The following is a 19126-nucleotide window of genomic DNA, read 5'->3' on the forward strand; positions in this document are numbered from 1 at the left end:
GCGGTGACTCCCCCGCGGTATTTTTGCCAAGATGAAGGGCGGGCGCGGGACTTTCCCGGACAGGGTCAGTCGCGCACGGGTTCCTCGGGGATGGAGGCGGCGAGGGCGGTGCGCCAGTCGTCGAGGCGGCGGGCGAGGTCGGGGTCGGTGTTGGCGAGGATGGCCGCGGCCATCAGGCCCGCGTTCTTCGCACCTGCGCCGCCGATCGCCATGGTGGCGACTGGGAAGCCGCGCGGCATCTGCAGGATGGAATAGAGCGAATCGACGCCTGAGAGCGCCTTGGTCTCGACCGGGACGCCGATGACCGGCACGCGGGTCTTCGACGCCATCATGCCGGGCAGGTGGGCCGCGCCGCCGGCGCCCGCGATGATGACCTTCAGCCCGCGCTCGGCCGCGGTCTTGCCGTACTCCCACAGCCGGTCCGGGGTGCGGTGGGCGGAGACGATCCTGACCTCGTGCGGGACGCCGAGTTCGTCGAGCACCTCGGCGGCCTCCTTCATGGTGGGCCAGTCCGATTGGCTGCCCATGATGATGCCGATCTCGATTGTCATGCCGCTGCCCCTGATCCTGTGCGGGAAAGCCTCTTTATAGGGGGCCGGGCGCCGGGTGCAACGGGCGCCGCGGCCTTCCTCAGGCGATGATGTCGGGGGTCAGCCGGTCCTCGATCAGCGCGATGCGGTCCTTGAGAAGCAGCTTCTTCTTCTTCAGGCGCTGCAGCGTGATCTGGTCGGCGGTGCCGGTGGTCTGCAGCGCACGGATGGATTCGTCCAGGTCGCGGTGTTCCCTGCGAAAGACCTCGAGTTCGACGCGCAGGACCTCGTCGTTCTTCATGGAGATGTCCGTTGGGGCGTTCATCTGCCGACTCCTGAAAGCTCCGTGAAACATCAACATAGCGAAGAGAAGGCTCTGCGCAAAGACCCTTGCGCGGTCCATCGGCTGTTCCCATATTCCGGGTGTGCGGGTTGCCGACAGGGACACGCGCGAAACGGTCGCTTGTATCAAGGACTGAAAGGAATGCGTCCATGAGCAAACTCACACTGGGGTCCTACCCGCACATGCTGGGGTTCGAGCAGCTGGAACGGCTGCTGGAGAGGACCGCGAAGACGTCGGAAGGCTATCCGCCGTTCAACATCGAACAGACGTCCGAACACTCTTTCCGCATCACGCTGGCTGTCGCGGGTTTCCGCGAGGAGGACCTCTCGATCACGGTCGAGGACCGGCAACTGGTGATCCGCGGACGGTCGCGCGACGACTCGGCCGAGCGCATTTTCCTGCACCGCGGCATTGCCGCGCGGCAGTTTCAGCGCAGTTTCGTACTGGCGGACGGCGTCGAGGTGGGTGAAGCGGTGATGGAAAACGGGCTGTTGCACGTCGACCTGACGCAGAACCAGCCGGAGACCGTGGTTCAGACGATCAAGATCAGGAAGGGGTAACTGGATGCATACCAAGTACGACATTTCCAAGCTGATGGACGAAGGCCGGACGGTCTACGTGCGTCCCGTGCAGCGCGACGAGCTGCCGGAAGAGATGCAGGACCAGATGGACGGCCGCGAGACGATCTATGCCGTGCACCGCGCCGATGGCGAGCGTCTGGCGCTTGTGAAGAACCGGAGCCTGGCCTTCGCGCTGGCCCGTCAGAACGACCTGGCACCCGTGACGGTGCACTGAGACCAGCCGGCGGGCGCCCCTGTGGCGCCCGGCCCGGTGTCCCCGCGCGGCGCGCCGTTTTCCGGTGTGCCCGCAGCGGGCGATGGCCCGATGTCCCGGGCGCTTTCCTTCCCACAGCCGAGAGTCGCGTGCCCTGCCGGATGACCCCGGCGGCTAACCCCGCTTTGATTTGACAGGTCGGGGCACATGCGCTTGGCTCGTCCGGCGTGCCCCCGGGTGCGTTCTGTCCAGAGAGGTGCCATGCGCTTCGTCGCAGCGATCCTTTTCCTGTTGTGCGGCCTGTCCGGCCCGGTCCTTGCGGGCGACGCGCATGTCGCCTGCGTGCAGAACCAGCTTTCCGCGCTGGGGCAGGATCCGGGGCCGGTGGACGGCCAGTCGGGCCCGCGCACAAAGGCCGCCGTGGCGGCGCTGGTGGCGGAGAGCGCGCCCGAGGCGCGGGAGGCCTACGGGCGGCTGCCGGAGTTCTCGCGCCGGGCCGCCGTCGGCTGGTGCCGCGAGATCGGGCGCTTTCACCTCGATGCCCTGCCGTTCATGCCGTCCTACAGGATGCCGGAGGTGCATGTCTCCGACGAGGTCAGCCCGCAGATGCGCCGCGCCCTGCTGGCGGCGCATGCGCAGGCGCGCACCTACATGGCGGAGCAGTACGGCGTGCGGCTGGCCAGCCGGGTGGAGATCGCTGCCGCCGTCACCCCGGAGGCCTTCCGCGAACTGGTGCGCACGACGGAGGAGGGGCAGCAGATCCCCGGCACCACCTTGCGCGCCTCCGCCGAGCGGAACTGCCTTGGCACGCGGGGGCTGGGCGGCAGCATGTACCGCGACGTGATGACCTTCTGCGGGCTGGCGATGGGGGTGGAGGATGCCGCGCAGCTCCGGCTGGCGCGGGACACGCTGACCTCGGTCATGGTGCATGAGTACGTCCACCACATGCAGCGCGAGATGGCCTACGACAAGGTGGAGCGCTGGGTGCGCAAGGGCGAGACGGTGCGCCGCCGCCTTGGGCCGGCCTGGATGGTTGAGGGTACGGCGGAGGTGCTGGAGTCGCGCTACTGGACCCGGGACGCGCATGTAGCGGGCGACGCGCTGTTCCTGCTGAGGGCGCGGGCCGTCGCGGCGCAGAAGTCGCTGGCCAGCGTGCGCACCGATGACGAGGTGCGGACCGCCGGGGCCTACGCGGTGTCGCACTATGCCGCTGCCCTTCTGGCCGGGCGTTTCGGCGACCAGAGCCTGATCGGTTTTTGGCGCGCCGTGGGCGAGACCGACAACTGGTACGAGGCCTTTGCGCAGGTCTATGGCATGAGCGTGGAGGAGTTCGAGGCGCTCTATGCAGGGATGCTGGAGAGCCGGGCATACGGGCTGGAGTTCGTGCAGGACATCGACATCGACGGCGACGGGCTGATCGCGGGGCAGGAGACGCTGCCGCCGGCCGCGGAGACAGCGCAGGTTCAGAGCAACTGAGACGGCCAGATGCCGTAGCGGTCGTTGAGCCACAAGGCCGTGGCCGCGTTGGCGGTGGCGCGGTCGGGCAGGTCCTGCGCGGATTGCAGCGCGGCGGGCCGGTCGAGCGGCGTGCAGAGCGTGCGGGCGGCGGGGACGGCGTGGATCGGGATACCGCGCTGCGCGAGGTGACCCGAAAACCAGATGTCGTCCACCGGCCACGCCACCTCCGGGATATCGAAAACCTCGGGCCCGAACATGCCGGGGGTGATGCTGAGGCCGGAGAACCCCTGTGCGATGTCGGTGGCGGGCGGGGCGCAGCCCCGGCGTTTCAGCCGGGTGACGGACCAGCCCGCGCCGGTGGTGGCGATGCGGCCGGTGCCCGCCTCTTGGAGCGCGCGTAGCCAGCCGTCGCCATACAGCGTGTCGTCGTCGCAGGCGGTGATGCGCGCGTGGGGGCAGGCGGCCAGCGCACCCAGCAGTTTCAGCGCCGGGCCGGGGTCGGTTTCGGACCGCAGGAGGGTCACGCCCCCGGGCAGCGGCGGCGCCTCTGTCGGGCCGGGGAAGCGGCGGAAGGTGCGGGGCAGGGCGAGCACCACGGCATCGGCGCCCTGCATGGTCAGCGTCTCAAGCACCGGGCCGAGCGTTGCGAAACGCGGCGGGATCGACGTCAGGGAGATGACGCTGCGGGCGTCCTTCAGGTCTTCGGGAAAGGAAAGGGCGAGGGCCGTGGCCCCCGCCCGGTTGAATGTCGGCAAGCGGGCCTCAGAAGTTGAAGTTGTAGTTCATCCGCAGTTCGACATCGCGGGTGTCCTCGAAGATCTGGCCGCCGTTGAGGTCCATCGACAGCGACCCGCTGCCGGTGTGGTAGGTAAACCCGGTGCCGAGCCGCGGCGTGTTGTGCGTCGTCCGCCCGTTCACCCCGTCGTCGTAGCGGTTGAAGTCGGCGCCGATGCTGACGTAGGGCCGGAGCGGGGCGCCCTGGCCGAAGATCGCCTTTGTCCCGATGGAGCCGGTGAGCGCGCTGACGGTGCGCGACGACAGGGCGCCGGCGGAGGGATGATCCTCCGAGAAGCCGGAGACGCCGAGGAAGCTCTCGATCTCCGTGTTGCCCCACATGTAGTTCGCGTTGGCGGTCAGGCCCGCGGCGCGGCGCTCGGCCTCGTAGGAGGTGCCGCCGACCTCGTAATCGGGTTTGGCGAAAAGCGCGTAGCCGGTGACCTCGTAGGTGTCGGAGAGCCGGGTCTTGAAGTAGGGTCCGAAGGACAGCGCGTCGGTTTCCACGTCGATGCCCGCAACGTCGAGGTCGGCGCGGCCGGAGGAGAGGAACAGGCCGAGCCGGGTGCCTGCGGCCACCTCCATATCCGCGCCGAGGGTGAATTCGAAGGACCGCCCGTCGATGTCGCCGCTGTAGTTGCGTCCCTGAAGGGAGGCCCAGGCCTGCAGCGGGGAGGACGTGCCGCCGCCGGACAGGAACAGCCCTTGGGTCGAGAGGTTCGGCCCGGTGCCGGTGATGGCGTTGTTGATGGCGTTGCCCACGGCGGCGGCCGATCCGGCCGCCGCGACGGTGGAGCCCGCGCCCTGCGCCGCCGCGGGAAGTCCGCCACCTGTGGCGGTGGCGCTTTTCGCGGTCCCGCCGCCGGTGCCCGCCCCGGTGGTCGCGGCGGTGCAGGAATAGGTGGCGGTGCCGGACTTGCCGGTGCCCGGCCCGCTCTGTCCGGTGGCGAGGAAGTAGTAGCTGTCGGTCGCGGGCGCTGTGTAGGTGTAGCCGTTGCAGGAGGCGGCGGAGTTGCACAGCACCTTTCCGTTCAGCTCGATCTTGAAGAACTGGAAGTCGCCCGCGGCGGTGAAGGTCGCGTCCTCGCCGCTTTGCAGGTCGCCGGGAAACCCGTAGGATTGCGAGCCGCCGTAATTGTAGTCGACGGAAAAGAATTCGTTGTTGCAACCGGCAAGGGCCGCCCCCGCGTTCATGGCAGTGATGGAGAGGAAGGCGGCAGCACAGGCGGATATTCGAGGCAGAAGTCTCATGCTGATCCCCGGAACACGTGCGAACCGGCGCTGCCGGTGAGCGGCAAGGCTTGAGAAAGAATATCCCTCCGGGCGGTAAATGCAACGTAAACGCATATCCGCTTTGCGCCCGGTGCATGGTTCTCCGCGATTTGTGATGCTGGGGCGCCGGGTGTTCTGCCCCGTCGGGCCAAGGCGGACATGAAAAAGGCCGGGGACATGCCCCGGCCTTTCGCGTTCGGTCTGGATCTGGCGGATCAGGAACCCGCGATCAGGCCCATCGATTCCAGCTTCAGGATGACCTGATGCGCGCAGTTGTCGACTTCGACATTCTCGGTCTCGACGCGCAGTTCGGGGTTCTGCGGCTCTTCGTACGGGTCGGAGATGCCGGTGAACTCCTTGATCTTGCCTTCGCGTGCCAGCTTGTAGAGGCCCTTGCGGTCACGCTTTTCGCATTCCTCGATCGTGGTCGCGACGTGCACTTCGCAGAAGGCGCCGTATTCCTCGATCATCTCGCGCACGGCGCGACGGGTCGCGGTATAGGGCGCGATGGGTGCGCAGATCGCGATGCCGCCGTTCTTGGTGATCTCGGATGCGACGTAGCCGATCCGCTTGATGTTGATGTCGCGGTGCTCTTTCGAGAAGCCCAGCTCGGACGACAGGTGCTTGCGGACGACGTCGCCGTCGAGCAGCGTCACCGGGCGGCCGCCCATCTCCATCAGCTTGACCATGAGCGCGTTGGCGATGGTCGACTTGCCGGAGCCGGAGAAGCCGGTGAAGAACACGGTGAAACCCTGCTTGGAGCGCGGCGGCTTGGTGCGGCGCAGTTCCTTCACGACCTCGGGGAAGGAGAACCATTCCGGAATCTCGAGGCCCTCGGCCAGACGGCGGCGCAGTTCGGTGCCGGAGATGTTGAGGATGGTGACGTTGTCCTTGTCCTCGATCTCGTCCGCGGGTTCGTACTGGGCGCGTTCCTGCACGTAGACCATGTGCTTGAAGTCGACCATTTCACAGCCGATTTCCGCCTGATGCTCGCGGAAGAGTTCCTGCGCGTCGTAGGGACCGTAGAAATCGTCGCCGGCAGAGTTCTTGCCCGGGCCCGCGTGGTCGCGGCCGACGATCATGTGCGTGCAGCCGTGGTTCTTGCGGATCAGGCCGTGCCAGACGGCTTCGCGCGGACCGGCCATGCGCATGGCGAGGTTCAGAAGCGACATGGTGGTGGTGGAGGCCGGGTACTTGTCCAGCACCGCCTCGTAGCAGCGCACGCGGGTGAAGTGGTCCACGTCGCCCGGCTTCGTCAGGCCGACGACCGGGTGGATCAGCAGGTTGGCCTGCGCTTCCTTCGCGGCGCGGAAGGTCAGTTCCTGGTGCGCGCGGTGCAGCGGGTTGCGGGTCTGGAACGCGACGATCTTGCGCCAGCCGAGCTTGCGGAAGTAGGCGCGGAGCTCGTTCGGGGTGTCGCGGCGGGCGCGGAAGTCGTAGTGCACCGGCTGCTGGATGCCGGTGACGGGGCCGCCGAGGTAGACCTTGCCCGCGGAGTTGTGCAGGTAGTTCACCGCCGGGTGGGCGAGGTCGTCGGCGCCAAAGACCTTCTCGGCCTCTTTCGACTTGTTCGGGATGTACTTGTCGGTGACCGTCATGGTGGCGAGGATCACGCCTTCCTGGTCACGCAGCGCGATGTCCTGGCCTTCCTCGATCTTGGCGGCGAAGTCCTCGGACACGTCCAGCGTGATCGGCATCGGCCAGAGCTGGCCGTCGGCGAGGCGCATGTTCTCGACGACGCCGTTGTAGTCGTCTTCGCCCAGGAAGCCCTTCAGCGGGTAGAAGCCGCCGTTCATCAGCAGCTCGAGGTCGCAGATCTGGCGGGGGGTCAGATCGTGCGAGGTCAGCTCGCCGGCTTCGATCTTCAGCTTCTGGGCGCTGTCGTAGGAGACGTACAGCTCCGGGATGGGCGCAAGATTGGATTGCATCAGTTTGCTCCTGTATTTGAGGGGGACGAGGTCGCTGGCAGAGCCCGTGAGCTCGGCATGGAGCGCCGCGTATTCGGTGAATTTCCGTGCAAGGAAGGCGTCGATCAGCCGGTTCTTGACTGCCGTTCCTTCGGGTGTCAGCGCATAGGCGAAGCGCTGGCGCCGATCCGGCCCGGGCCGGTTGCTGACCACGATCAGGCCCGCGTTCTGCGCCGCCCTGAGCTGCGTGTTGAGCGTGCCGAGAGATATTCCCAGCGCTTCCGCCGTGGCCCGCTGCGAGGCCTCGGGTGCCTTTTCAAGCTGACGCAGCAGGCGGAAGAGCTGATCGTCTTCCCGAAGCGTCGAAGAGGCAGAAAGCGAAGTCATGAAACCGGCGACTCAAAGTGTGTTCAGTGCTGAACGCATCGCATCATTTCGCACCTGCAGCAAACCCCAAAATCCGGGTTAGGAGAAATTTCGCCCATCCGCGCGGATCGCCGTGGCCGATAGGTCACGATCCGCTGCCGCAGCGTCACTTTTTGTCGCGACCCGGCAGTTTTCTCATCGCCTGCTGCATCCCGTCGCCGGGCCATTCCGGGTGTTCTCGGGCGGCGTCCTTCCATGCGGCGCGGAACCGGCGGACCATGCCGAGGCCCGGCACCATCGGGATGTGGGCCAGTTCCCAGTGAAAGCCGTTGATCGGGTCGTCGAAGAAGACACCGTAGTAGCCGGGCGCGTAGATCGCGTATTCGGCGGGCGCCTCCGTCACGGGGATGTCGTTCGCCAAAAGGAAATCGCGGTGAAAGGCGTCGACCTCGCGCCGGTTGCGGGCCCAGAGCGCGATGTGGTGCAGGCCCGTGGCGCGGGCGGCGTGGTCCAGCTTGCCGCCCGACCGCGCGGGCTGGATGCCGATGTAGGAATGCGGCGCTGGGAACCGCGCCATGTAATAGGTGGAGCGGTAGCCCACATCCATCGTCCAGAAGCTCCTGTAGCCGAGCCAGCCGAAAAGCCGGTCGTAGAAGGCCACGGAGGTGTCGTAGTCGAGGACGGAAAGTTCGATGTGATTGATGCCGCGCCAGCGCATGTGCCGTCTCCGTTTTCCGGTCCCGCCTTGCGGGGCGTGATTAACCGGGGCGGATGACGTTCATGCGACAGCGCGGCACGCGCGCGCCGTCAGTCTTCGCCGTCGCCCATGAGGCCCCAGCCATCGGGGGCAAAGCCGTGGTCCAGCGCGAGGCGGGTGGCCACTTCCTCGCCCAGCCAGATGCCGTCGGCCGAGATGATCTGGTCGGGCAGGGTGGCCACGAGGTAGCGGCCTTCCTCGTCGTCCTCCACCCAGTCGCAGTCGAAGCCTTCCTTCGAGAGGGCATCGGCCAGCGGGCGCCAGTCGGCCTCGCCCTCGGGGACGAGGAAATAGTCCACGTCGGCGAATTCCGGCAGGCCCGGGCCGTCGCGCAGTTCGGCATAGGTGGCCCGGGTCTCGGCCCGCTGGGCGGCGAAGTCGTGGTCCATCAGTGTCCCGCTTCGACGGGCACGCCGTAGCCCAGCGGCTCGACCGTGTCCTTGCCGTCGTCGAGGTCCTGTTCGGACAGCCAGCGCTCGGCCTCGAGCGCGGCCATGCAGCCCATCCCGGCCGAGGTCACCGCCTGCCGGTACTTGTGGTCGGTCAGGTCGCCCGCGGCGAAGACGCCGGGGATCGAGGTCTCGGTGCTGTCGGGCTTCGTCTTCACGTAGCCGCCCATGTGGGTTTCCAGCACGTCCTTCACCAGTTCGGAGGCGGGGGCGTGGCCGATGGCGACGAAGACGCCGGCGCAGGGTATCTCGGAGATCTCGCCGGTCTTGACGTTCTTCACCTTCACGCCGGTGACGCCCTTGGGCATGTCGGTGCCCATGACTTCCTCGAGCTGGTGGAACCAGAGCGGGTGGATCTTCGGGTTCTTCAGCAGGCGGTCCTGCAGGATCTTCTCGGCGCGCAGTTCGTCGCGGCGGTGGATCAGCGTGACCTTGGAGGCGAAGTTGGTCAGGAACAGCGCCTCTTCGACCGCGGTGTTGCCGCCGCCGATCACCACGATTTCCTGCCCGCGGTAGAAGAAGCCGTCACAGGTCGCGCAGGCCGAGACGCCGAAGCCCTTGAAGGCCTCCTCGGAGGGCATGCCCAGCCACTTGGCGCGGGCGCCGGTGGCGAGGATGATGCTGTCGGCGGTGTAGGTCGTGCCGCTGTCGCCATGCGCCACGAAGGGGCGGACGTCGAAGTCGATCTTCGTGATGATGTCGCCGATGATCTCGGTGCCCATGGCGCGCGCGTGCGCTTCCATGTTGACCATCAGGTCGGGGCCCTGGATCTCGGTGTTGCCGGGCCAGTTCTCCACCTCGGTGGTGGTGGTCAGCTGGCCGCCGGGCTCCAGCCCCTGCACGAGGATCGGCTCCAGCATGGCGCGGGAGGCATAGACACCGGCGGTGTATCCGGCCGGGCCGGAACCGATGATCAGGACCTTGGTGTGGCGGGTTTGGGACGTCTCTGCCATGGGGCCGCTCCATACGTTCGGGATGGGCCTTGCATATAGTCACCGGGACCACAGGTGCAATGCGTCAGGATTGAGCGAACATGGGATAAGAATATTGCGCTTTTGCGAAATATTATTGCGCGCAGTCCGGGGGCTGGTATAACAAACGCGAAAATTGGCAGGGGGAGAGGCATGCCGACGCATCGGCTAGATCCTATTGATCGCAAGATTCTGTCCGAACTGCAAACGGATGGGCGCATGACGAACGTGGAACTCGCGCGGCGGGTGGGCATTTCCGCGCCGCCCTGCCTGCGCAGGGTGCGGGTTCTGGAAGAGCAGGGCTATATCCAGGGCTACCACGCGGACGTGGACGCCCGGGCGCTCGGGTTCGAGGTGCAGGTGTTCGTCATGGTCGGGCTGCAGAGCCAGGCGGAGTCGGACCTGTCGGCCTTCGAGGCGCGGTGCCGCGGCTGGCCGCTGGTGCGGGAGTGCCACATGCTGAACGGCGAGGTGGACTTCATCCTGAAGTGCGTGGCGCCCGACCTGTCGACCTTCCAGAGTTTCCTGACCGGCGACCTGCTGACGGCGCCGAACGTGGCCAGCGTGAAGACCTCGCTGGTGATCCGCGGCGCGAAGGACGAGCCCGGCGTGCCGTTCGACGTGCTGGAAGAGCGGCTGAGCCGCACCGCCTGACACATGCTGCGCAGGGTGGCGCGAAGCCCCACCCTACAAGCTGTCGCGACGGGTCGTAGGGCGGGGCTATGCGCCGCCTTCCCCCCGGTCGGGCCGGGTGCGGTCGTCAGGCGTCGATCAGGCCCTCGATGACCTCGCGGGAGGTGCGCGTGGCGCAGGTCTCGCCGAAGTCGCCCAGTGTTTCGAAGTTCGGGAACATCGACATGAACAGCTCGCGCGTCTTTGCGCCGAGCTGTTGGCTGGCGGAATTGCCGGGGTGGAACGTCTCCACCTCCACGCCGCCGACCTTGAGCGTCGTGTGGCGCCGCACCATCAGGTGATACAGCTGCACCGTGCCGGCGGGGCTGATCTGCAGGAAGCGGTCGCCGTCGGTGTATTCCTCCACCCGGGCAAGCACGGCGGCCTGTCCCAGCAGCGCCTTCAGCCGCGCGTGGCGCACGACCATGCGGGCCGCCGGCCCGAAGAGCAGGTCCATCGGCGGGCTGCCGAGACCCATGGCATCCGCGGTCACGCGGGTCAGGTGGGTGAGCGATGTGTCCTCTGTCGCGCGTCCGGGCACGTAGGTCGTGGAGCCGATCCAGGTGACGGGTTCGGAGCCGAGCGCGGTCTGGATGTAGTCGCCGGGCACCAGGTCCTCGATCGCGACCGGGCCGCGCACGGTGTCGATCAGCGTGCCGCGCGCGAAGGCCGAGGCGCATTCCTCGAAGAAGGGCGTCGCCGGGGCGACGTGCTGGGTGAAATCGACGGTCAGGTCCGGCCGCAGGGTGGCGACCTCGAACTTGCGCATGAGAGAACTTGCACGCCGAGGCCGCCCGTCCGTGTGAGCGTCACGGGCCGGAGAAATGGAAGCAGTGCCTGCGTAGGCTGCGGGAGAAAACCCGCGGTGGAGACTGGACATGTGAGCACCCCTTAAAAAGGTCGGTCACAACCGTGCTGGCCCCCACCAACAACGACAGAAGGACGTATGATTTCGCGTCTTCGCTGATGATGAATTAGCCCCAATTCTTCCCGGAGGTCAAAATTGGAGAGGCGCACCCGGGTGTTGCGTCTTCAATCCTCGGGGCGAGGCGGGGATTGTCGGTGGAGGGTGAACGGTTTTGCCACAGTTTGCCCCGCGCGGCCCCGAATCGTCCGCGGTTTCGCCGCCGCAGTTCCTTGGCTGTGGAGCGTGCTGCGCGACGTGTCCCGGGGTGGCGGAAACGGAAAGGGCGGGGAAATCCCCGCCCTGTTCCGGCCTGTCATCCGGTCTTCGGTCCGGGCCGGAAGGGCCCGTTTAGGTCAGATGCGCTCAGGCGCGCTTCAGGACCTGCGCCGCCGGTTTGCGGTTCGCGATCATCGCGGCGCGGGGCGCGCCACGCTCCCAAGGCATACGAGTACTTTCGTTCGCCTTGGCGGTTTCGATGATCGACTTGATGAAGCGACGCTGTTTCATGATCCCGGCTCTTCTCTCTGACTGCTCTGTCGGGCGGCTTGTCCGCCTGTTCTCTGCCCCCGAATGTCGCGGCCAAATGGGGCGGACTTGTGACCGAGTTGGGATAATATCGCGAACCCGGGCGGCATTGTTTCCGGAAGGTGCCGCCGCCTACGGGCGCCCGCGATCAGAGCCGGATGGCCGAGATCAACCGGCCGTAGTCCGCCTCGCCCGCGTGGGTCGCGCGGCGGTAGGAATAGAACCGGTCCGGGTCGGCGTAGGTGCAGTGACGGGTCCACTCTGCCTCCACCCCCGCGCTGCGCAGGCGGTGCAGCCCGTAGGCGGGCAGGTCGAACAGCATCCGGTCGCCGGTGCCGCTGGCGAAGAAGCGGGAGTTGGCCGGGTCCTCGGCCATGAAGTCGTCGAGGAATTCCGGCCCGACCTCGTAGGCGCCCTGGCTGATCGACGGCCCGATGACGGCCTGGATGCTGTCACGCTCGGCGCCCAGGGCCTCCATCGCCTCGATCGTCGCCTCAAGCACGCCCCCCAGTGCTCCGCGCCAGCCCGCGTGGGCGGCGGCGATCACGCCATTGTCGGCATCGGCGAAGAGCACCGGCTGGCAGTCGGCAGTCAGCACGGCGAGGGCGATCCCCTCGGTCGCGGTGACCAGCGCGTCGGCCTTTGGGCGCGGCTCGTCCAGCGGTCCGTCGACGGTCACCGCATCGGCGGAATGCACCTGGTGCACGGTCACAAGCGCGCCTGGCTCCACGCCCAGGGCGTCGGCGACGCGGGCGCGGTTGATCGACACCATCTCCGACTGGTCGGAGGAGCCGGGGCCGCAGTTCAGCCCCGAGAAGATGCCCGAGGACGCCCCGCCCCTTCGGGTGAAGAAGCCGTGGCGGAAGGGTGAAAGGCTGTCGGCGGTGATGATCTCGAGCGTCATTGCTGGCGTCAATCCGGGGTCGTCGTGCGTGCGGGCAGAGGGGCGGCGGGGGCGGGATACATGGCTTTCGGCGCGGCGGACATCAGGACGGATCGGGCAAACCGGTTCCGGGGGGCGGCGGCGCATCCTGCGAGAAGAGCGCCAGCACCTTGAACAGTGACCCCATTTCCGCGGGGTGCGTCAACCGCCGATGTGCGGCAACATGGCTTTCCAGCGCGGCCCCGCCCAGCCCGCGCGCCAGGGCCTGCGCACGCGCCGTGATCCCGAGATGTTCGAGGAACACGCCCTGCGGGGTCAGGGCACTGTGGGCGGCGGGGTGCGCGGCCCCTGCCAGCGCCTCGAAGTCGACATGCGCGGTCAGGTCGGCCTCGCCGGGCCTGTCGAAAGGTTCGGCGGGTTTGTGCCGGTACATCGCCTGGAAGGTGTCGCCGCGAGAGCGCCAGTCGCCGTAGTCGACGATCAGCGCCGCGCCGCCGTGGGCCGCGATGCGGCGGCCGATCTCCTGCGCGATGGCCTGTGCCGGGGCGCAGGTTTCGACGATCTGTCCGGGCTCGGTATCGGCCAGCCGGTGGTCGAGCGCCTCGTGCGGGGCGGGATCGGTGAGGCCGAGCACGGGCGCGCCGTCCTTCAGGCCGACGACCCGTTCCTGCCAGCCTTTCGCGTGGCGCTGGAACTGGCGGATCGGCAGGGCGTCGAAGAACTCGTTGGCGATCAGGAAGAGCGGCGCCTCGGGGAGGGAAACAACCGAATCGTGCCATGTCGCGCCGGGCAGGCGGCCAGCCTGTTCGGCACGCAGTGCGGGCGAGGTTTCCGCCAGGTGCAGGGTCAGCGCATCGTGGAAGCCGGGCACGCGGGCGGTGGCGCGCAGTGCGTCGGCCATGAGCGTGCCGCGTCCGGGGCCGAGCTCGCACAGCACGAAGGGGTCGGGCGCGCCCTGGTCCAGCCAGCTTTGCGCCAGAGCGAGGCCGATCAGCTCGCCGAACATCTGGGAGATCTCCGGCGCGGTGGTGAAGTCGCCCCCGGCCCCCAGCGGATCGCGGGTGGCGTAATAGCCATGCTCCGGGTGCGAGAGGCACAGCGCCATGTAATCGGCCAGCGTGAGCGGCCCGGTGCGCGAGATCTGGCGGGTGACGATATCCTTGAGCGCGGTCATGCGGTGCGCGCACCGGCCCCGGACCTGCGCCGCCGCGCCCAGAGGATCAGGGCAAGGCCGCCGAGGATCATCGGCAGGGTCAGGAGCTGGCCCATGGTCAGGCCGAAGCCGTCGATGTGCAGCGCAAGGCCGGTGGGGTTGCCGGGGCTGACGAACTGCGCGTCGGGCTGGCGGAAGAACTCCACGACGAAGCGGGCAAGGCCGTAGCCCGCGAAGAACGTCCCGGCGACCACGCCCGGCGTCTTCAGCGCCCCGCGCCGCACCAGCACGAGGAGGACGAGGCCGAGGAGCAGCCCTTCGAGCGTCGCCTCGTAGATCTGCGAGGGGTGGCGGGCGCAGAGCTCTCCGATGGGCTGGCCGCAGGACTGGGCCATGTCGCCGGGAAAGATCACCGCCCAGGGCGCGTCGGAGGGGCGGCCCCAGAGCTCGGCGTTGACGAAGTTGGCGAGCCGCCCGAGCAGCAGCCCCGGCGGCGTGGCCAGCGCGAGCAGGTCGGCGGTGGGCAGCATGGGGATGCGGTTGCGGGCGCAGAAGATCAGCGTCGCGACGATGACCCCGAGGAGGCCGCCATGGAATGCCATGCCGCCCTGCCAGATCATCGGGATCTCGAGCGGATGGCTCAGGTAGTAGCCCGGCATGTAGAACAGCACGAAGCCCAGTCTCCCGCCGATGATGACACCGAGGATGATCCAGGTCAGCAGGTCCTCGACCTGGCGTGGCGTCATCGGCGGCGTGTCGGCGGGCCAGAGCGGGGCGCGTTTCAGCGCACTGACGGCCAGCCGCCAGCCGATCAGGATGCCCGCGATATAGGCCAGCGCGTACCAGCGCAGCGCGAATTCCATGCCGAAGGCGGAGACGGAGAAGACCTCGGACGAGAGGTTCGGGAAGGGGATGGCTGCGATCATGGATGCCTCTTGCCTGTGCTCCGGGGATGCCGTCAACCTTGAGCGTCGGGCCTTTGGTGTCCATATAGGTATGAAACGCAAAGCCGGAGTGACTTTCATGCAAACCCGCAACAAGGTTTTCGACGATCTTAGCCAGCTGATGACCAACGCCATGGGCGTGGCACAGGGGGCGAGGGAAGAGGCGGAGACCGCCTTCAAGGGAATGGTGGACCGCTGGCTGGCGGACCGCGATTTCGTGACCCGCGAGGAATTCGACGCCGTCCGCGCCATGGCGCAGAAGGCGCGCGAGGAGAACGAGGCGCTGAAGGCGCGGCTGGACAAGCTGGAGGCGTCCTCAAAGTAAGGGATTGCGCCCTGCTGCCGCAGGTCGCCACGGGGCGGGCGCGGGGCTGACGCCCCGCGCCCGCGGCATTTTCTGGGCTGTCCGGCGCATGATGTGCGGGGGCGCCTTCTGGGGCGCCGTGCTGCGAGGGGCCTGCCCCTCGCGCTCCCCGAGGTATTTGGACAAGGTGAAACGGGGCGGGCGCCCGGTTTCTGGTATACCGTTTGACTTGGCGGGCCGCTTCGGTGTTTGTGTCAGCGCAAACAGGGAGGTGAGCCATGTATCTCGGTCTGGATCTCGGGACATCGGGCCTGCGGGCGCTTCTGGTGGGCGAGGACGGCGCGCCGGTCGCGAGCGTGTCGGAAAGCTATCAAACCGCGCATCCCAATCCCGGCTGGTCGGAGCAGGACCCGGCGGTCTGGGTGTCGGCGGTCGATGCCGTGCTGACGCGCATGGCGGCGGAGCGTCCGGCGGACATGGCTGCGGTGCGGGGCATCGGCGTATCCGGGCACATGCATGGGGCGGTGTGCCTCGATGCCGGGGGTGTGGTGGTGCGGCCCTGCATCTTGTGGAACGACACCCGCAGCTTTGCGGAGGCGGCGGCGCTGGATGCGGCCGACGATGTGCGCGCCTTGTCCGGCAACATCGTCTTCCCCGGCTTCACCGCGCCGAAACTGGCGTGGATGGCCGCGCATGAGCCCGAGGCCTTCGCGCGTGTAGCCCACGTTGTGCTGCCCGCGGGCTACATGAACTTCCACCTGACCGGAGAGCTGTTCGCCGACATGTCCGACAGCGCCGGCACGTCCTGGCTGGACGTGGGCGCGCGCGACTGGTCCGGGCGGCTGCTGGAGGCGGGCGGCATGACGCGGGCGCAGATGCCGCGGCTGGTCGAAGGCTCCGAGGTGGGCGGGCAGTTGCGCCGCGACCTGGCGGAGCGCTGGGGCATGACCGGCACCGTGGCCGTCGTGGGCGGCGCGGGTGACAATGCGGCCTCGGCCTGCGGGGTCGGCGCGATGCGCGAAGGGCAGGGGTTCGTGTCGCTTGGCACCTCTGGCGTGCTGCTGACCGGGCGCGACGGCTATGCGCCGCTGCCGGAGAGCGCGGTCCACACTTTCTGCCACGCGGTGCCGGGGCAGTGGTACCAGATGGGGGTGATCCTCGCCGCGACGGATTCGCTGAACTGGCTGTCGCGGGTCACGGGGACGTCACCCGCCGACCTGGCGCGCGAGCTGGGCGACGAGATCGCCGGGCCGGGGCGGCTGCGCTTCCTGCCGTATCTCTCGGGCGAGCGGACGCCGCACAACGACGCGCGCATCCGGGGCGGTTTCCTGAACATCGAGCAGGCGACGGACCGCCGCGCGATGACGCAGGCGGTGATGGAGGGCGTGGCCTTTGCGCTTGGCGACTGTGCGCTGGCCCTGGGCCAGACCGGGGTCCGGCTGCAGAGCCTCCTGGCGATCGGCGGCGGTGCGGCCTCGCGCTTCTGGGTGAAGACCATCGCCACGGTGCTGGGCGTGCCGCTTGACCTGCCGGAGGCCGGGGATTTCGGCGCGGCGCTGGGGGCGGCGCGGCTGGCCATGGTTGGCTGCGGTGCGGGCACGGTCGAGGAGGTCATGGTGGCCCCCGCCGTGCGCGAGACCGTCGCACCGGAGGCAGCCCTCGCGGACGCCTATGCCGAGGCCTTCGCGGCCTACCGCGCGACCTATCCGGCGGTGAAGGACCTGCCGTAACACGTATCCTTGGGAGGGGATTTGACATGACGACCGGATTTTTCGAGGGGATTGCGCCGCTTCGGTACGAGGGGGCCGACAGTGCGTCGGAGCTCTGCTTCCGGCATTACGACCCGGACGAGGTGGTGCTGGGCAAGCGGCTGGAGGAACACCTGCGCTTTGCCGTGGCGTGGTGGCATTCCTTTGCCTGGGAGGGGGGCGATCCCTTCGGCGGGCAGACCTTCGTGCGTCCCTGGCATCCGCAGGACGACATGGGCCGGGCGAAGATGAAGGCCGATGTTGCCTTCGAGATGTTCGACCTGCTGGGCGTGCCGTTCTACTGCTGGCATGACGCGGACCTCCGCCCCGAACAGGGCGACTACGCGAAGAACCTGAGCACGCTGGAAGAGATCACCGATTACATCGGCGAGAAGCAGGCGGCCTCGAAGGCGAAGCTCCTGTGGGGCACGGCGAACATGTTCTCGCACCGGCGCTGGATGGGCGGGGCCTCCACCAACCCCGATCCGGACGTGTTCGCCTATGCGGCCGCCACGGTGAAGGGCTGCATGGACGCGACCCACAAGCTGGGCGGCCAGAACTACGTGCTGTGGGGCGGGCGCGAGGGCTACGAGACGCTGCTGAACACCGACCTGAAACAGGAGCTGGACCACATGGGCCGGTTCCTGTCGATGGTGGTCGACTACAAGCACAAGATCGGGTTCGAGGGCGCGATCCTCGTGGAGCCGAAGCCGCAGGAGCCGTCGAAGCACCAGTACGACTTCGACGTGGCCACCTGCATCGGGTTCCTGCGCAAGTACGGGCTGGAAAACGAGGTGAAGCTGAACATCGAGCAGGGCCACGCGATCCTGGCCGGGCATTCCTTCGAACATGAGCTGGCGCTTGCCGCGGCGGAGGGGATGCTGGGGTCCATCGACATGAACCGCAACGACTACCAGTCCGGTTGGGACACCGACCAGTTCCCGAACAACGTGCCGGAGGTGGCGCTGGCCTACTACCACGTTCTGAAGGGCGGCGGCTTCACCACCGGGGGCACGAACTTCGACGCGAAGCTGCGGCGGCAGAGCATCGACCCGATCGACCTGATCGCGGGCCACGCGGGCGGCATGGACGTCTGCGCGCGGGGGCTGAAGGCGGCCGGGGCGATGATCGAGGACGGCGGGCTGGAGCAGGCGCTGGACGAACGGTACGCGGGCTGGCAGAGCGAGGAGGCGCGGGCGATGCTGGGCTCCGACCTGGAGAGCATCCAGAAGCGGGTGCTGGACGAGCGGATCGAGCCGGAACCGCGCTCCGGCCGGCAGGAGCGGCTGGAGAACTACGTGAACCGCTTCGTCTGACGGCCGCGGCTGGCGGGGTAATTGGGCAGGTTGCGAAGGCGCGCGTCGGTCAGGCGGGCGCCTTTGCAGGTGCTTGCCGGAACGGCGTGGCGCCTCCCTGCGGACCCGATGTTTGAACGGGCTCTTCCATGCGGGAGGAAAATGTCGCAGACCCCGATTGCTGCGGAAGACCTGACGCCTGTCGCTGCACTGAACCGTACCGGGAAAGGCGGCGCGAAGCCCCGCCCTACGACTTGTTCCGCGCCGGCACGATCTGCTGAACGATGCCCACGGCGATCAGGTAGACCGAGGTCACGACCAGACCCCAGTGGGCCCAGCTTTCCGGGTGGAACTCGACCCAGGCGGCCCAGCCCGCGAAGAACGTCCAGGCCAGCGCCACCGGCAGGGACAGCGCGCGCCAGCGCTCGGTCCGGACGGGGTGGATGAACTTCAGCGGCAGGAACATCGCGACCGCCAGAACGGTGATCAGCATGAGGATCACCCAGAACCCCGGCTTGATCGCAAAGAGCACGAGGATGAGCATGTTCCAGCAGCCCGGGAAACCATGGAATGAATTGTCGGTCGTCTTCATCCGGCTGTCGGCAAAATACATCGCGCTGGCAAAGGTGATGACGATGATCGCGAACCAGCCGGTCCAGCCGGGCAGAAGCCCGCTCTGGAAAAGCGCGAAGGCCGGGATGAACACGTAGGTCAGGTAGTCGATGATCAGGTCCAGGAGCACTCCGTCGAAGCGCGGCGCGTTGGTCTTGACGTCGTATTTCCGGGCCAGAGGTCCGTCCACGCCGTCGACCGCAAAGGCGATCACCAGCCAGAGGAACATCACCGGCCAGTTCTCCTGCACGGCCGCCAGCAGGGCGAGCATGGCGAAGACGGCGCCGGTGGCGGTCAGCAGGTGGACACAGAGGGCGCGGGCTTCGACGGTCACGGTGGACTTCAGGCTCGGGGTCATCGACCCGTCATGAAGGAAATCGGGTGGGAAAGCAAACGATCAGAAGGGCGTGCCGCAGCCGACTGTTGGATGGGGGCTCCGCCCCTGCGGCCTCCGAAGAGGCCGTTCCCCCGAGGTATTTGGA

General features: G+C 67.7%; 21 protein-coding genes. 7 read left to right on the plus strand and 14 right to left on the minus strand.

What is annotated here, in order from left to right:
- Nucleotides 1–65 precede the first annotated feature (65 nt).
- Nucleotides 66–551, minus strand: coding sequence for a 5-(carboxyamino)imidazole ribonucleotide mutase (gene purE / locus QNI11_RS01015; protein WP_283982003.1), 486 nt, complete (start codon nt 549–551; stop codon nt 66–68).
- A gap of 79 nt (nt 552–630) precedes the next feature.
- Nucleotides 631–855, minus strand: coding sequence for a YdcH family protein (locus tag QNI11_RS01020; RefSeq protein WP_100928213.1), 225 nt, complete (start codon nt 853–855; stop codon nt 631–633).
- A gap of 167 nt (nt 856–1022) precedes the next feature.
- Between QNI11_RS01020 and QNI11_RS01025 the strand changes: the two genes are divergently transcribed.
- The 3 genes from QNI11_RS01025 to QNI11_RS01035 all read left to right on the plus strand — a co-directional run bounded on the left by QNI11_RS01025 (nt 1023) and on the right by QNI11_RS01035 (nt 3123).
- The gene (locus tag QNI11_RS01025) at nt 1023–1433 is read left to right on the plus strand and encodes an Hsp20 family protein (RefSeq protein WP_100928212.1); all 411 of its coding nucleotides are present in this window, start codon (nt 1023–1025) and stop codon (nt 1431–1433) included.
- Nucleotides 1434–1437: 4 nt separating this feature from the next.
- On the plus strand, nt 1438–1668 hold the full coding sequence (locus QNI11_RS01030) for a DUF1150 domain-containing protein (RefSeq protein ID WP_283982004.1): 231 nt from the start codon (nt 1438–1440) through the stop codon (nt 1666–1668).
- Between the two features lie 240 nt (nt 1669–1908).
- Nucleotides 1909–3123 carry a peptidoglycan-binding protein gene (locus QNI11_RS01035; protein WP_283982005.1) on the plus strand — a complete coding sequence of 405 codons (1215 nt, stop codon included), beginning with the start codon at nt 1909–1911 and terminating at the stop codon, nt 3121–3123.
- Here the strand turns inward: QNI11_RS01035 and QNI11_RS01040 are convergent.
- The 6 genes from QNI11_RS01040 to trxB form a co-directional block, all read right to left on the minus strand.
- Nucleotides 3111–3860 carry a hypothetical protein gene (locus tag QNI11_RS01040; RefSeq protein WP_283982006.1) on the minus strand — a complete coding sequence of 250 codons (750 nt, stop codon included), beginning with the start codon at nt 3858–3860 and terminating at the stop codon, nt 3111–3113. The genes QNI11_RS01035 and QNI11_RS01040 overlap by 13 nt on opposite strands.
- Before the next feature lie 7 nt (nt 3861–3867).
- The gene (locus tag QNI11_RS01045) at nt 3868–5130 is read right to left on the minus strand and encodes an autotransporter domain-containing protein (protein WP_283982007.1); all 1263 of its coding nucleotides are present in this window, start codon (nt 5128–5130) and stop codon (nt 3868–3870) included.
- A gap of 236 nt (nt 5131–5366) precedes the next feature.
- Complete coding sequence (locus tag QNI11_RS01050; RefSeq protein ID WP_100928207.1) at nt 5367–7445, minus strand: bifunctional sulfate adenylyltransferase/adenylylsulfate kinase; 2079 nt, start codon at nt 7443–7445, stop codon at nt 5367–5369.
- A gap of 145 nt (nt 7446–7590) precedes the next feature.
- Nucleotides 7591–8142, minus strand: coding sequence for a VOC family protein (locus QNI11_RS01055; RefSeq protein WP_283982008.1), 552 nt, complete (start codon nt 8140–8142; stop codon nt 7591–7593).
- A gap of 89 nt (nt 8143–8231) precedes the next feature.
- Nucleotides 8232–8570, minus strand: a complete 339-nt coding sequence (locus tag QNI11_RS01060; protein WP_100928205.1) for a ribonuclease E inhibitor RraB — start codon at nt 8568–8570, stop codon at nt 8232–8234.
- Nucleotides 8570–9583 (minus strand): thioredoxin-disulfide reductase, encoded by a 1014-nt coding sequence (gene trxB / locus QNI11_RS01065; protein WP_100928204.1) that lies wholly within the window; start codon nt 9581–9583, stop codon nt 8570–8572. Before trxB ends, QNI11_RS01060 begins: the two co-directional genes overlap by 1 nt.
- Nucleotides 9584–9754: 171 nt before the next feature.
- On the opposite strand from trxB, the gene QNI11_RS01070 reads away from it, so the two are divergent.
- The gene (locus QNI11_RS01070; RefSeq protein ID WP_100928203.1) at nt 9755–10255 is read left to right on the plus strand and encodes an Lrp/AsnC family transcriptional regulator; all 501 of its coding nucleotides are present in this window, start codon (nt 9755–9757) and stop codon (nt 10253–10255) included.
- Between the two features lie 106 nt (nt 10256–10361).
- Here QNI11_RS01070 and QNI11_RS01075 read toward each other — a convergent pair whose 3' ends face one another.
- From QNI11_RS01075 to lgt, 5 genes are all read right to left on the minus strand, one after another.
- Nucleotides 10362–11042 carry a Hint domain-containing protein gene (locus QNI11_RS01075; RefSeq protein ID WP_254698363.1) on the minus strand — a complete coding sequence of 227 codons (681 nt, stop codon included), beginning with the start codon at nt 11040–11042 and terminating at the stop codon, nt 10362–10364.
- Nucleotides 11043–11543: 501 nt separating this feature from the next.
- Complete coding sequence (locus QNI11_RS01080; RefSeq protein WP_283982009.1) at nt 11544–11687, minus strand: hypothetical protein; 144 nt, start codon at nt 11685–11687, stop codon at nt 11544–11546.
- A gap of 166 nt (nt 11688–11853) precedes the next feature.
- A complete protein-coding gene (gene pgeF / locus QNI11_RS01085) occupies nt 11854–12609 on the minus strand; it encodes a peptidoglycan editing factor PgeF (RefSeq protein WP_283982010.1) in 756 nt (251 codons plus the stop codon).
- Nucleotides 12610–12691: 82 nt separating this feature from the next.
- Nucleotides 12692–13762: a class I SAM-dependent methyltransferase gene (locus QNI11_RS01090; RefSeq protein WP_283982011.1), complete on the minus strand. Its 1071-nt coding sequence runs from the start codon at nt 13760–13762 to the stop codon at nt 12692–12694.
- The gene (gene lgt, locus QNI11_RS01095) at nt 13759–14667 is read right to left on the minus strand and encodes a prolipoprotein diacylglyceryl transferase (RefSeq protein WP_283982012.1); all 909 of its coding nucleotides are present in this window, start codon (nt 14665–14667) and stop codon (nt 13759–13761) included. The genes QNI11_RS01090 and lgt overlap by 4 nt, the downstream gene beginning before the upstream one ends.
- A 97-nt stretch (nt 14668–14764) precedes the next feature.
- Between lgt and QNI11_RS01100 the strand changes: the two genes are divergently transcribed.
- From QNI11_RS01100 to xylA, 3 genes are all read left to right on the plus strand, one after another.
- Nucleotides 14765–15010 (plus strand): accessory factor UbiK family protein, encoded by a 246-nt coding sequence (locus tag QNI11_RS01100; RefSeq protein WP_283982013.1) that lies wholly within the window; start codon nt 14765–14767, stop codon nt 15008–15010.
- Nucleotides 15011–15267: 257 nt separating this feature from the next.
- Entirely contained in the window at nt 15268–16719 is a 1452-nt protein-coding gene (gene xylB / locus QNI11_RS01105) for a xylulokinase (protein ID WP_283982014.1), read from the plus strand.
- 26 nt (nt 16720–16745) lie between these two features.
- On the plus strand, nt 16746–18053 hold the full coding sequence (gene xylA, locus QNI11_RS01110) for a xylose isomerase (protein ID WP_283982015.1): 1308 nt from the start codon (nt 16746–16748) through the stop codon (nt 18051–18053).
- Nucleotides 18054–18279: 226 nt separating this feature from the next.
- Here xylA and QNI11_RS01115 read toward each other — a convergent pair whose 3' ends face one another.
- Nucleotides 18280–19002, minus strand: coding sequence for a phosphatidylcholine/phosphatidylserine synthase (locus QNI11_RS01115; RefSeq protein ID WP_198521839.1), 723 nt, complete (start codon nt 19000–19002; stop codon nt 18280–18282).
- Nucleotides 19003–19126: the final 124 nt, after the last annotated feature.

This window comes from Sagittula sp. MA-2 (genome assembly GCF_030126985.1).
In the GTDB taxonomy this organism is placed as follows: domain Bacteria; phylum Pseudomonadota; class Alphaproteobacteria; order Rhodobacterales; family Rhodobacteraceae; genus Sagittula.